Origin of the sequence: Marinobacter sp. (assembly GCF_044799475.1) — a bacterium.
Taxonomy (GTDB): Bacteria; Pseudomonadota; Gammaproteobacteria; order Pseudomonadales; family Oleiphilaceae; genus Marinobacter.
The window spans coordinates 4,053,060-4,066,378 of sequence record NZ_CP085217.1; the positions used below are offsets into that span (position 1 = coordinate 4,053,060).

The window sequence follows — 13,319 nt, forward strand, 5'->3', positions numbered from 1 at the left end:
CCGCTACTCCGAAGACACTAGTCCGAGGTTCCGAACTTTTCGTGCTCTCCGAGCATGGGCATCTCGTTCCTGTCCCGGGCCATCTTGTAAAACATCACCATCTTGCTGGTGTCAGTGTTCCAGTGCTCACCCTTGTCAATATGAATCTCCAGCAGCCCAACGTTTTCCGAATCCTTGCCCTCGGGAAACCAGTCCGCCACAAAGGGATTCCAGAACCTGTCAATCAGCTTCTTATCCCGGGTGACACAGCCTGTTCCGGTCATCGATACATAAATATCTTCGTGGGGATCGGCGAAGGCAACACAGACGTCGTTGTCTTCCTCCACTTCAAAGACCTTTTCGGCATGAAGGTCGGTGAAAAACCAGAGAGTGCCGTCGTATTTATCCTGCACGAGATACATGGGCCGCGACCGCAGCTCTTTGCCATGCAGGGTGGTCAGCATCCCGGTCCGGATTCCCCGGATCAGATTCCAGATTTTCTGCTTGTGCTCTGGGCTGGACATAGTCTTTCCTCCAGGTTCTGGTGAATGAATATGCTCGCTCACACGGGCTTATAATCTTAAAAAACCTGCCCGGTTACTTTTAATTTCTGATCTCTCCCCCGACCTACGCAGCAACAGCCCATTTATATCACCCTGCGACTCCCATCTTTCAGGACCCGGGCCGAAAGGTCAGTCATTCCGGACAGCACATCAGCCTTTCGCTTTATATAAGTTGTAGCATTCAACGCCTGGATGTTCCATCCCCGGGACCGAGGGAGCAAAATGTACAAACGTACGCGCTCGGTAACATGCATACCGATTTTTGATTCAGTACCGCTTTTCGCTACAGATCAGACCTCTTTCTCAAACTCCTCCCTGATAGCTTCCACCCGCTTTCTGTTTACGCCCATGTCGGAATAGCCCAGCCTTGACGCTGACCGCACATGGATGCAGTTTTCCTCTGGCTGGCAGTAAAACTCCAGATCATCAACGAATCCGAGCAGCTTCGACGCACACTGGAAGTAAAGGTAGCCCTCCACTTCGTCAATCAGTGAGGTCCGGGGCATACGCTCGACCATCTCCTGCAACCTGGCCATGGCCCGCTCCGGTGACCCGCTGTACCTCAGGGGTTCGATACGGTGCTGGCGGGAATCCGACTGACTGCAGACACAGTTTGGCTTCGCCGGACAGGCTGCCAGGCGACCATCCCGGATACCGAGGTTTTTGGGTCTTCTTCCTGCGAACATGATCAGCTCCCTAGATTAATCCTGCCGTCCTGAGCGCGAACACGCCCAAAGTAACGGTTATGCTTGCCATCAGTGTAGTCAGGGCAATGATATTGGCTGCCAGCCTCGCATTGCCTCCAAGTGCTTTGGCCATGACGAAGCTCGCAGCAGCCGTAGGACATGCAAAGAACAGGAACAGCAGCCCCAGCTCTCTTCCCTCAAAACCTGCCAGCATTGCACCGGCGGTGCAGAGTGCCGGCAACACGACCATTTTCATCATGCTGGCACTCAGAGCTGTCTTTCTACCAGCCTGAACTCCCCCAAGTGACAGCGTGCCACCAATGCATAGCAGAGCCAGGGGCAGAGTCAACGAGGCAAAATAGTCTGCACTTGTCATGACCCATCCCGGCAGGCCTATCTCCCCCCATGCAAAGGGAATGGCCAGAAAAACGGAAATAATAAGTGGATTGCGCAGGATATCTTTGAGAATCATCCACCAGCCGGCTTTTTCGCCCGGCTGGTAAGACGCAAGGACAATGACTGAAAGAGCGTTATACAGGACGATGACGACCCCGATAAGCAACCCTCCTGCCGAAAGTCCAAAATCACCGTACAGGCTCTCTGCCAGAGCAAGGCCGACAATGCTGCAGTTACCACGAAAGGCTCCCTGCACGAACACCCCTCGATGGTCATAGGGCACCCGCCATGCCGCCCAGAGCCAGCAGAAAACAAAACCTGCCAGTGTTGCGAGGGCAAAAAAACCAAGTAAGCCAGGATTCAGAGTTGCACTCAGGTCAGCCCGGACAATGCTCAGAAAAACGAGGGTCGGTAATGTGGCTCTGAATACCAGGGCAGAAGCGGTATTGATGAATGCAGTATCAATCCAGCCCAGGCGTCTTAATCCCAGACCGATGAACACCATGGCGAAGACTGGAAGGGTTATTTCGAGTGTATGTAAAAAGGTTTCAAACAGTATCATGGTCGGGCTGCCAGGAAACAAAAGGCTCTTGAAAGAACGTCCCCCCTCCCAACTCAGTGGTCGGGGAAACACGACAGCGATGGATGTGGCAACGTGCGAAAACGTAGCTGTTTTTCACCGGGACCGGCGAAACCGCTCAAGAGCCCTGTTCAGGTGCACACCCATGGCGGACTTCGCCCAGTCCTCATTGCGAGCCTGCAAGGCCTCGATGATTTCCTGGTGTTGGTGAACACTCTCTTCCATTTCTTCGGGGGTGTAAATAAAGAAGCCACTGACCATAGGCAGATGCAGAAGAGTGCGACCAAACATGCGCAAGTAGCTCTGGCCAGCGGCATCGAGCAGACCTTCATGAAACAGCTTGTTGGCCTGGGAGATCCTTTCAATCCGGTCGCTCTTTTTCCCTGCAATGGCCTCTCGCATGGCTTCATTGGCGACAATTATCTCGTCAAGCTGCTGGGCGGTGATGTTCCGGGCCGCCATGGCCGCGGCCTCGCCCTCGAGAAGGATACGCAGCCTGAATATGTCTTCGGTATCAGACTTGCGCCACCCAGTGACAATCGCACCACGCGTTTCGGCCTGGGTTAACAGTCCCTCCGCAATAAGACGCTGAAAAGCACCACGTATAGGCGTACGACTTGCTCCCAATTCTGCGGCGACCGTTTCCTCGCGCAGATGCGTCCCGGGTTCGTAGTGGTTCACCATGAGCTGACGCCTAAGCGTCTGGTATACGCGTTCTCCAATTTTCATGACATCTCAACCCGGAATATCGAGGGCGCAACTCCAGGCTGCGCCAGGCAAACGTTAGAATTGCCGGCGGTTTCCGACAATCCTGACATTTGGTGCTCAGGTCGCAGCCGGCGGTTTTTTGAATTTCTTCCAGAGAGGCACTATCAGGGTCACCGCAATCATTGCGATCATTATCCAGGAAATCCAGCTCTGCACCAGATAGCTGAAATCATCGCCGGAAATCAGAAGTGCCCGACGAAGGGATTCTTCCGCCATGGGGCCCAGAATGACCGCAAGGACAGCGGGTGCCGTCGGAATGTTCATCTTTTCCATGGCATAACCCAGCACCCCGAAGAATAACATGAGCCAGACCTCAAACATGCTGTTGTGTATTGAGTAAATGCCGACCACGGTCATTGCAATAATCATTGGCGCCAGGACTGCCGGGGGCACTTTGAGCACGTGGATGAAAGCACGAGCGCCAAATCGGCCGATGATAAACATCAGAATGGCAGTAAAGAACATGGCCAGCATGAAGCCAAAGACGATCTGGGGATCATCCCGGAACAACTGAGGGCCGGGACGCAGGCCGTGGACCAGGAGTGCACCCAGGATTACCGCTGCCACAGCACTCCCCGGTATGCCGAGAGTCAACGCAGGAATCAGTGTCGCGGCGGTATCCGCGTTGTTGGCGCACTCTGGAGCGGCGACGCCTTTCGGCTCGCCTTTGCCGTATTGGTCATTGTCCGGATCCGAGCGGCGCTGCTCGTTCCAGGCAAGAACAGCTGCAACGTTCCCCCCAAGGGCCGGAATGATTCCTATCACGACCCCAAGCACCGATGACTTGATCCAGACGGGAATCAGAGAGCTCCAACGGAATTTGACCGCGGTTTTATCGAGCTTTGCGTCAGTCTCGGTGAAAAAGGCTTTAACGGCCAGATCAATGGCTGGCGGAATTGCAAAGAGCCCCGTCAGCAACACGATGATATTGATGCCACTCATGAGCTCCGGCTCATCAAATGCAAACCTTTCGGCTCCGGTCATTGCATCGATACCTACCAGGCCCACGACCAGTCCAAGACAGGTGCTGAGCAGTCCTTTTGCCGGGTTATTGCTCAAAAGCACAGCGATAGCCGTCATCCCGAAGAGCGCCAACCAGAAATAATCAGCAGGGCTGAACTTGAGTGCGATTGCTGCCAGAGGAGGCGCCAGCAACAGCAGCGCGATTGCGCTTACGCCGCTGCCAATGGAGGAAGAGGCGAGTGAAATCCTGAGAGCCAGGGGGCCCTGCCCCTTCTGTGCCATCGGATACCCATCGAACACAGTTGCAATCCCTGCCGGTGTGCCAGGAATGCGTAGAAGGATCGCAGGAATGGACCCGCCATACATGGCGCCATTATATATCCCTGCAACCATCCCAAGTGCCACCAGAGGATCCATGGTGAAAGTCAGAGGGATGAGTACGGCAATGCCCATGGTCGCTGACAGGCCTGGAAGCGCGCCAACCATGATGCCCACTGCTGTACCACCGACCATCGCAAGAATGACGGGCAGAGTAAAAAGCAGGGGAAGAGCTGCGAGAATGTTGCTGAATATGTCCATCAGTTTGCACCACCAAGCTGGAGCAGGAGTTCATCTGGCAATTGAACCTGCAAGATCACGCCAAACAGCAGATAGAGAACCACAACAAAGATCACGGGAGCTGCCACCAGAATGGACTTGTTCCGATACCCCAGAGCCAGCATGACCGAAGGCACGAATAGGAGGGTGGAGGTGAAAAAGCCAATCAGCGGAATGATGATTACATAAGCCAGGGATAGTCCCGTGAAAAAAGCAAACTTTGGCCAGTTGATGGTTTTTTCGGGGGAAGCCGCCCCCTCACCTTTACGCAGTGCCATAACACTCTGCAGCGCCCATATGGCCGAAAGCAGAATAGCCAGGGCGGTCACCCCTTTTGGCAGATAGCCCGAAGGCCCCGAGTATTCCTGCGCTTCAAGAAAACCAGCAACAGACAGTGCGATCACGATCAGCGCTGCCACCAGTTCAACCAGAGGTTTAGGCATAGTTGAAATCCAGATCATCGAAAAGGAAAACGGGGTGCTGGAGCCGTAATAAACCATGCACCCCGCCGTTTTCGTTTACATTCAGCTTACTTGGACTGAACCCAGGGCTGAGCGTCCCAGAGTTCCTGAAGCTCCTGATTCAGAGTTTCAAGTTGCTCCTCGAACTCCACCGGACCCATGTAAGACAGCGGAAGCCCCTGCTCTTTCGATTTCTTCTGGAATTCCGGATTGGCGACAGCCTTTCTGACGGCTTCGCTCAGCTTTGCGAACCGCTCGGGGGGCATACCTGCCGGAGCACCAATTCCCCTGTGGGAGCCCATCACCACGTCGTAGCCCTGCTCTTTGAAAGTCGGCACCTCAGAGAGCCTGTTCCAGCGTTCCTTCGACATCTGCCCCAGGATGCGCAGGTTGCCTTCTTCCCAGTCGTCTACCGCCTCACCCACATTCATGCTCGCCATGGTGATATGACCACCGAGGGTCGCTGCCCGCAGCTCGGCAGTGCCTGAGAACGGAATGTGCCGAAGCTTGATCCCCGCTTTCCGCTCAAAGGAAAGCACAGCCAGGTGATCATCACCCCCAACCCCAGTGGTGCCATATGTGATGGATCCCGGATTTGCTTTCGCCTCCTTGACCAGCTCCTCCAGAGACTCTATGTCGCTATCCGAGCGCACGCTGAGCGCACCTGCGTCGTAAACAATCTGACCTACCGCATCCACATCTTCCATGGCGTAACGGGTCTTACGCTGGATCGGAATGGCAAGCAGGTTGGGAATATTGATAAAGCCGATTGTGTAGCCATCAGCCTCCGCCTGCGCGAGTGCCGTGAAACCTATCTCGCCACCAGCTCCCGGCCGGTTGAAGACGGTAATGGACTGTCCAAGGTGCTCTTCGATGTATGGCGCCAGGGTACGGGCAGCTACATCGGTTCCGCCGCCGGCGCCGTAGGCCACGATCATTGTGATCGGGCGCTCGGGATACTCGGCAGCTGCCGAACCAGCACCTACCGACATCAATCCCGCTGCAATCAGGGCAATCAACTTTCTTGTTTTCATCAGGCTTTCTCCAACTGTGAATTTTCCAAAGATCCAGAAAATACTTAATCCCAACTTTGGATACATTGATCCTTTGTCATTGAGCAAATTATGTCAAGATCAAAATGAACTAAGCGCATATCGCCTATATGCCACATCAATCAATAAATGTTTTTAATCAATCACTTGAATAAACAAATAATACTAATTTACTAGCAGGGAATGCATTTTTATCAAAATATGACTTGCTTTAAAAAACCTGTTTTTGTACTGTTTTTGTACTTAATTTGAGCGTTTTTTATGCACAACAAAGAGCAAAAAGCGGGCGGATCGGTGATGGCCCCGCCTGAAAAAACATGGAAAAACCGCGCAGTCGGTGATAGCTGGCGGGCTCTAAAAGCAATCCGGCTCTGTTCCCTGGCCACTTCACCCGCGAAGGAGAATCGAAAATGATCCACCCGAATACAGGCGCCCGCCCCACCGTCTGCGTAGTGGAACCCATCCACGAAGATGCGCTCTCCGCGCTCCGAGCCTGTGTACGACTGATAACGCCCGAGGAAAACGCGATGAATCGCTGGGTGGAGGAAGCCGACGCGATTATTGTCCGGAACAATCAGATTAGTGGCACCGACATTGCAGCTGCCAGAAAACTGAAGGTGATCGGCAAGCATGGCGCCGGAACAGACACGATCGATATCGAGGAGGCTGCCCGTCGTGGTATTCCGGTGTTATCCACCCCTGGAGTGAATGCTGCCTCAGTTGCCGATCTGGCAGTCGCAATGGCCATGTCCCTTGCGCGCAACCTGTCAGGCCACACCGAAGCTCTCCGGGCGGGCACGCCCTTGGCGGGACAAAAGCGCATCGGGTTTGAAATGGCAGAACTGCCCCCCGGCATCATTGGTTTTGGCGCCATTGGAAGGGCTGTGGCTCAGCGCCTGCAGACCGGCTTCGGTGCCCCAGTGATGGCTTACGACCCCTTCGTACCGGAGACTGCCTGGCCGCCTGAAATTGCTCGCGCCCAGACCGTGGATGCTCTGGTGCGCAACAGTCGACTGCTGTTCCTCCACGTCGGACTGAGCGATGAGACCCGGGGCATGATTGGAGCCGACCAGCTATCAGCGATGCCGGCCAATTCTTTTCTTATCAACTGTGCCCGCGGGGGCGTAGTGGATGAAACCGCGCTGGTCAATGCCCTCACCTCGGGCCAGTTGGCAGGCGCGGCGTCTGATGTTTTCGAGCAGGAACCGCCATCTCCGGATCACCCACTTCTTCAGCACCCAGGCTTTATAGCAACCCCGCACATTGGGGCCTCGACAGAGGCTGGCTTGCGGCGAACCGGCCTCGAAGTGGTGAACAAAGTACTGGCCGCCCTGAACGGCCAATAAGGCGAATGTATTGGCCTTTTTCGAGAACCTGCGCCACGGCGCCTAGTTAACAAGGTAATGACCATGACATTAGGGTTCCGCATCCTGAAACGTAAAAGTGTTGTCTCCAAAGAGCTGGTAAAGGCATTCGATCAGGTGCCAGTAGCCAATGTGAGCGACTCGATGGCACGAATGACCTCCGCTGGATCCCGTGTGCGCCCATACCACGCGGGAGCAAAAAGACTGTCGGGACCTGCCATAACAGTGAAAACCCGGCCTGGCGACAACCTGATGTTTCACAAGGCGCTGGATATGGCCCAGCCGGGGGATGTCATCGTGGTTGATGCCGGAGGAGATCTCACCAACTCGATGATGGGTGAGCTCATGGCACATCATGCTGTAAAACTCGGTGTGGCCGGCATTGTTATCGACGGAGCGATACGGGACCTGGACGAAATCCGCAAACTCGGCCTGCCCGTTTATGCCGCTGGTCTGACGCACCGCGGACCCTATAAGGATGGGCCGGGGGAGATCAATGTTCCGGTTTCCATCGATGGCATGGTGGTTATGCCTGGAGATCTGGTCATCGGCGACGAGGATGGTGTGCTGTGCGTGCCCCAGGAACAGGCCGAGGAAATACTGAAAGCAGCAAGGGAAAAACAGGCGGCCGAAATCAGGGAGCTGGAGCTTATCCAGGCCGGAAAAAGTGACCGGAGCTGGGTCAATAATGCCCTGAAACAGAAGAACTGCGAGATCGAAGAGTAGGTGAAATCTTCCTGCTGGGGCCGGCTGGCGGAGATTTTTTGTCTGCCATGCCGAATTTGCACCTGAATATCTGATCACGCAGTATCAGGAATACAGGTTCAAAACTCACAGCAGGAGGACAATACATGTACGACTTCCTGGAGCAGAGCACCCGCCTCATGCGTCAGGCCGCAGAGCTGGGCAATATCAACTCCAGCGTAATCGAGCTGCTATCCGCGCCGGGCCGCGTTGTGAGCTTCCGCATTCCCCTGAAGATGGACGATGGCAGCTGCCGCATCTTCGATGCCTACCGGGTACACCATAACGACGCGTTAGGCCCCACCCGCGACGGCACCCGCGTCTCCCCCGAGCTGGATCTGGACGAGTGCAAGGCGCTCGCCCTCGTGATGTCCGTCAAGCACGCTGCCGGCATGATTCCCGCGGGCGGTGGCAAGGGGGGCATTGCCGCAGACCCGCAAAAACTGAGCAAGCGCGAATTCGAGCAGCTCTGCCGCGCCTACATCCGGCACCTGCGTCCGTCCGGACCGGACTTTGACGTGCCCGGCGCGGATGTAGGCACGGACATGCAGGCCATGGCCTGGATGCTGGATGAATACGAGCAGATAACCGGCCGCCACACACCAGCAGCAATCAACGACAAGCCTCCCATACTCGGTGGCACCCTCGGCGGCTACGAGGCAACTGGCCGCGGCGTGTTTGACACCTTTGCAGCCGCAGCGAAGGACATCGGCTTTGAAATCGAAGGGGCAACCGTGGCCATCCAGGGCTTTGGTCAGGTTGGCTCTGTGGCCGCAAAGTCATTCCAGGAAGCGGGCTGCCGCGTGATTGCGGTCAGGGAAGTTGACAGTGGCGTTTACGCAGAGGCCGGCATTGACATAAACGAACTGCTGGAGCACCGGGAAAAGACCGGAAGCCTGGCCGACTTTCCGGGAACCACGGCCATAGATAATGACGGGCTGTTCGGCTGTGAGTGCGACGTCCTCGTGCCAGCAGCCCTTCAGGGCGTCATCACCGAACAAAATGCCGGGGAAATAAAGGCAAAAATGGTGGTTGAAGGGGCTAACGCCCCCACCACCCTTGAGGCGGAAGAGATACTTATCAAGCGGGGTATTACTGTCGTGCCGGATGTCCTCGCCAACGCAGGCAGTGTTCACCTGTGCCAGATGGAGCGGACCCAGGGAATCGCGGATCAATTCTGGGACCGTGAAACCATAGAAAGCGAACGCTGCAGGCGCCTGATTAACGGTTACGAGGCCGCCGCCGCAATGGCAAAAGAGCACGAGCTCAAATCCGTGCGGCTGGGTGCCTGGATAAACGCCCTCAAACGCATAGAGGAGGCAGTGCTTACCCGGGGCTGGTGCTGAGCACTTCCCGTTAGCCGGTCAAAAAAACTGCAAAATGCCGAACACAGCCAGCAGGGAGACTGGCATGCTCAGCAGAATCACCGCCGCCACATCGTCCTTCGGGCCGCCGTAATGGCTGGCAAGCAGGTAGCTGATCACTGCAACCGGCATGGAAGCCTGTATCAGCAGGGTTTTCGCCACGATGGGCTCCAGCGGCAGAAGCATGACCACGGCAAGAGCCGCCCCCAGGCCAAGAATCACCCTGCCAATGGAGAGCCCGGCTATTACCCGGATGCGCCCCAGCTCATGGAGGTTAATGGTGGCAAGTGACCTGCCCAGAAGCAGCAGCATTACGGGTATGGTCATCCCTGCCAGCAGATCCACGGTGCGCACCAGAGCTGCCGGTGTGTGGAGATCGGTGGCGACCCAGGCCAGACCGATGACAAGGGTAACAATGGACACATTGGAGAGAATGGTCTTCAGGGAAAAAGCCCCGGACAACAGCCAGACCCCAAGAGTGAAGTGGCTGATCTGAACAGTGGTGGAAATGACCACCGCATGGATGAGCGCCTCCTCCCCCAGCAGCGAGAACACCAGGGGGATACCCAGATTACCGGTGTTAGGATTCACCAGCATCGACAGATAGCCCCGGACTTCCAGCCCGGCCAGTTTGAGGCCAATTGCCCCCACTACCGCGGATATTGCCAGCACCCCAAGGATTGCCATCAGGGTTTCCGAGACCGCCCAAACCGGCGTTTCCATGCCAAGCAGCGCGCTGAGGATAAGAGCCGGCAGGCCGATCGTCGTGACCAGCCGGGAGAGAGACGGCGAGTCGAGCAACGTGGAATTCCTGGCCAGCGCCAGCCCGAGGCCAGCACAGAAAATAACCGGGAGCAGTGCATTGAAATAAGCCAGAAGCACAGCGGACAACCTCGGAAGATCATGAAACAGCGGGCATTGTAGACCTTTGCTCGCGCACATTCCTGCTGAACCGGCTATCTCCGGTTGTTGAATCCTCAGCGGCCCTGTGCAAACGTAAAACTTCATTTTTGCTCTTTAAGCCCGCACCGGGAATAAATTCGGAGCAGAAGCCATGATTGTCAGCAGGAGGGACATCGAATGAAAGTCGTCACAGTGGAAAGCCCCGCAAGCCTGGACAGCCTCTCAGTACGGGACAGACCCGCGCCGGAAAAACCCGGTCCCGGAGAAGTCCATGTCCGTCTCCATGCCAGCTCACTCAATTTCCATGATTACGCCGTGGTGACCGGAATGATCCCCACAGAGGGTGGCCGAATTCCGATGTCCGATGGCGCCGGCACAGTGGAAGCCGTCGGGGAAGGCGTCAGGGAATTCCAGCCAGGTGACCGCGTCGTCTCCACCTTCTTTCCCACCTGGCTGAAGGGTTCGGCCGCGATTGATGATTTCAGCACCACCCCAGGCGACGGCATGGACGGATATGCACGGGAAGAAGTCATCCGCCCCGCCAACTGGTTTACCCATGCCCCGGAGGGTTACAGCCACGCCGAAGCAGCTACTCTGACCACAGCGGGTCTCACGGCCTGGCGGGCGCTGGTGGTAAACGGCGGGATTAAAGCAGGCGACACGGTTTTGACCCTGGGCACCGGCGGTGTGTCCATCTTCGCTCTGCAGTTTGCCAGGATGATGGGAGCCCGTGTCATCTCAACTTCTTCATCCAATGAAAAGATGGAACGTCTCCGTGAACTGGGCGCCGAGCACACCATCAACTACAGGGAAGAACCTGAATGGGGCAAACGCGTCAGGGCCCTGACCGGAGACCGGGGCGTGGACCATGTAATTGAGGTGGGCGGCCCCGGCACCCTGCCCCAGTCCATCAACGCCCTGCGCATTGGCGGCCATATCGCACTCATAGGTATTCTCACCGGTCAGTCAGGTGAAATACCAACTGCAAAATTAATGGCAAAACAGGGCCGGTTGCAGGGCATCATCGTCGGCAGCCGAGAACACCAGACAGACATGATCCGGGGCATTGAAGCTGGTGGGCTGCGCCCGGTCCTGGACCGGTCATTCCCCCTTGATGACATTGCCGATGCCTTCCGGCATGAGGAGGCTGGGCGGCACTTTGGCAAGATCTGCCTGGAGTTCTAATCCCTCAGGACAGTTTCCGCATCTCGAAGACATAGGCCGGCATCAGCCGGCCGGTTTGTGTTCAGACATACCAATCAGACCATGAGAATGGATATACCTGTCACATTCCGGGACACAGTTCCTTGAGTCCCGGAACACGCCTGATAGCATCCTGACCAATTGTTAACTTTTGTTGCCGCGGGTTGTCAGCCGGACAGGGACGTAAAGACCATGCATTCTCTTGGCGAGTTTTTCGCACATATCCGGAACGGAAACTGGACAGGATCCATAGCCGAGTCCGCACAGACCACGCGGCTTGGTGCTCGCACTTTCGGGGAGCGAGTCACAGAGCATCTGACCAGGCTGCAAATGGCCAGGATCGAGGTTGGAACCCGCGTTCTTCTCAGTTCATCCAATACGGTCGAAACAGCGGCGGCTTTCGTTGCGTTATGGCACCTGGGCGCCACCATAGTCCCGGTGAAAGCGCCCCTGCCGCCGGAAGGCCTGAATGAACTCGCCAGGGACTGCAATGCCCGCCTGCTGTACTGTCCCGAGTCACGCATGCTGGACGCTCTGGCATCCTACGCGCCCGAGCGCGCCCTGTTTGTCACCCGTTCCCGGCGCGTCGTTACCGGCTGCGATCTGGCACTGATCATCTATACCTCGGGAAGCACCGGCCGGCCCAAAGGCATAATGCTTTCCCATGCCAACGTGATTTCAGCGCTCCGCTCGATCGCCTTTTACCTGAAAATGGCACCGACAGATCGCATTCTGTGTCTCTCACCCCTGTCCTTTGATTACGGCCTTTATCAGCTGCTGCTGACTCTGTATTGCAATTGCGATCTCGTGCTCTACAACGAGATGTTCCATCCCGTGAAGCTGATCAATGCCATCGAAAAGCATGAAGTTACGGTGGTCCCGGCCGTGCCGCTGGTGGCCACTCTCCTGCTCAAGGGGCTTTCCCTGTCGCCCGACACATGTTTCCCGACACTCAGGTGCATCACCAACACCGGGGGCCACCTGCCAGTAAGAAGCATTTTGGAACTCAGGCGGCGGCTACCCCATGCACTGATCTGTCCAATGTATGGCCTTACCGAATCCAAGCGGGCACTTTACCTTCCACCGGAGGATATCGACCGCAAGCCCGGGTCGGTAGGAATTCCCATGCCGGGGCTGGATGCGAAAGTGTTCAGGGAGGCTTTGGATGACACCGGTAACACAACGTTTGTTGAAGTAAATGATGGTGAAGTGGGAACGCTTTTCGTTCGGGGAAGCTCCGTCATGCAGGGCTACAGGAATGCAGCGAGGGGCGGCGCTGAGATCGTCGCCGGCGACTACCGGGATGACAACTGGCTTTGCACCGGAGATCTGTTCCGGCGTGATGAGGAGGGCTATTTCTTCTTTGCAGGGCGGGAAAAGGAGCTCATAAAGCAGGGCGGCTTCTGCCTCTACCCCTCTGAGATCGAAGCGCTGGTGCAGTCCAATGATCAGGTTGAACTGGCCGTTGCGGTGGCCAGCGAAGACCCTTTTGGCAATGAAACAGCATGCCTTTTCGTCAAGCTGACGGAAAGCGGAGACAGACGGGAATTCGGCCGCTGGCTGACACAGCGCCTGGCCCGGGACTACACCCCCCGCAGGATCGAATTCATCGATCAGCTGCCCTACACCACCAATGGCAAGATCGACAAAAAAGCGCTTCAGAAGCAGCTGGCATCAGGCCAGTAAATTCCGGCAC

The 13,319-nt window shown here is 56.3% G+C and carries 13 protein-coding genes; 5 read left to right on the forward strand and 8 right to left on the reverse strand.

What is annotated here, in order from left to right:
• Positions 1 to 17 precede the first annotated feature (17 nt).
• The 7 genes from LG327_RS18595 to LG327_RS18625 form a co-directional block, all read right to left on the reverse strand.
• Positions 18 to 503, reverse strand: a complete 486-nt coding sequence (locus tag LG327_RS18595; protein ID WP_404364274.1) for a pyridoxamine 5'-phosphate oxidase family protein — start codon at positions 501 to 503, stop codon at positions 18 to 20.
• A gap of 329 nt (positions 504 to 832) precedes the next feature.
• Positions 833 to 1,228, reverse strand: coding sequence for a DUF1499 domain-containing protein (locus tag LG327_RS18600; RefSeq protein WP_404364276.1), 396 nt, complete (start codon positions 1,226 to 1,228; stop codon positions 833 to 835).
• A 10-nt stretch (positions 1,229 to 1,238) separates the two neighbouring features.
• The gene (locus LG327_RS18605) at positions 1,239 to 2,186 is read right to left on the reverse strand and encodes an AEC family transporter (protein WP_404364278.1); all 948 of its coding nucleotides are present in this window, start codon (positions 2,184 to 2,186) and stop codon (positions 1,239 to 1,241) included.
• A 114-nt stretch (positions 2,187 to 2,300) separates the two neighbouring features.
• Positions 2,301 to 2,933 (reverse strand): GntR family transcriptional regulator, encoded by a 633-nt coding sequence (locus LG327_RS18610; RefSeq protein WP_404364280.1) that lies wholly within the window; start codon positions 2,931 to 2,933, stop codon positions 2,301 to 2,303.
• 96 nt (positions 2,934 to 3,029) lie between these two features.
• Positions 3,030 to 4,514, reverse strand: coding sequence for a tripartite tricarboxylate transporter permease (locus LG327_RS18615; RefSeq protein ID WP_404364281.1), 1,485 nt, complete (start codon positions 4,512 to 4,514; stop codon positions 3,030 to 3,032).
• On the reverse strand, positions 4,514 to 4,975 hold the full coding sequence (locus tag LG327_RS18620) for a tripartite tricarboxylate transporter TctB family protein (protein WP_404364282.1): 462 nt from the start codon (positions 4,973 to 4,975) through the stop codon (positions 4,514 to 4,516). Before LG327_RS18620 ends, LG327_RS18615 begins: the two co-directional genes overlap by 1 nt.
• A gap of 86 nt (positions 4,976 to 5,061) precedes the next feature.
• Positions 5,062 to 6,027 (reverse strand): Bug family tripartite tricarboxylate transporter substrate binding protein, encoded by a 966-nt coding sequence (locus LG327_RS18625; protein ID WP_404364283.1) that lies wholly within the window; start codon positions 6,025 to 6,027, stop codon positions 5,062 to 5,064.
• A gap of 428 nt (positions 6,028 to 6,455) precedes the next feature.
• Between LG327_RS18625 and LG327_RS18630 the strand changes: the two genes are divergently transcribed.
• The 3 genes from LG327_RS18630 to LG327_RS18640 all read left to right on the forward strand — a co-directional run bounded on the left by LG327_RS18630 (position 6,456) and on the right by LG327_RS18640 (position 9,499).
• Positions 6,456 to 7,391: a hydroxyacid dehydrogenase gene (locus LG327_RS18630; protein ID WP_404364285.1), complete on the forward strand. Its 936-nt coding sequence runs from the start codon at positions 6,456 to 6,458 to the stop codon at positions 7,389 to 7,391.
• 63 nt (positions 7,392 to 7,454) lie between these two features.
• Positions 7,455 to 8,135 carry an RraA family protein gene (locus tag LG327_RS18635; protein WP_404364286.1) on the forward strand — a complete coding sequence of 227 codons (681 nt, stop codon included), beginning with the start codon at positions 7,455 to 7,457 and terminating at the stop codon, positions 8,133 to 8,135.
• 125 nt (positions 8,136 to 8,260) lie between these two features.
• On the forward strand, positions 8,261 to 9,499 hold the full coding sequence (locus tag LG327_RS18640; protein WP_404364288.1) for a Glu/Leu/Phe/Val dehydrogenase: 1,239 nt from the start codon (positions 8,261 to 8,263) through the stop codon (positions 9,497 to 9,499).
• An 18-nt stretch (positions 9,500 to 9,517) separates the two neighbouring features.
• On the opposite strand, the gene LG327_RS18645 is transcribed toward LG327_RS18640, so the two are convergent.
• Positions 9,518 to 10,399: an AEC family transporter gene (locus LG327_RS18645; protein WP_404364289.1), complete on the reverse strand. Its 882-nt coding sequence runs from the start codon at positions 10,397 to 10,399 to the stop codon at positions 9,518 to 9,520.
• Between the two features lie 198 nt (positions 10,400 to 10,597).
• Here LG327_RS18645 and LG327_RS18650 point away from each other — a divergent pair, with 198 nt between their 5' ends.
• Both LG327_RS18650 and LG327_RS18655 read left to right on the forward strand, forming a co-directional pair.
• On the forward strand, positions 10,598 to 11,605 hold the full coding sequence (locus LG327_RS18650; protein WP_404364290.1) for an NAD(P)-dependent alcohol dehydrogenase: 1,008 nt from the start codon (positions 10,598 to 10,600) through the stop codon (positions 11,603 to 11,605).
• A gap of 348 nt (positions 11,606 to 11,953) precedes the next feature.
• The gene (locus LG327_RS18655) at positions 11,954 to 13,309 is read left to right on the forward strand and encodes a class I adenylate-forming enzyme family protein (protein WP_404364291.1); all 1,356 of its coding nucleotides are present in this window, start codon (positions 11,954 to 11,956) and stop codon (positions 13,307 to 13,309) included.
• The last annotated feature ends 10 nt before the right edge of the window (positions 13,310 to 13,319 follow it).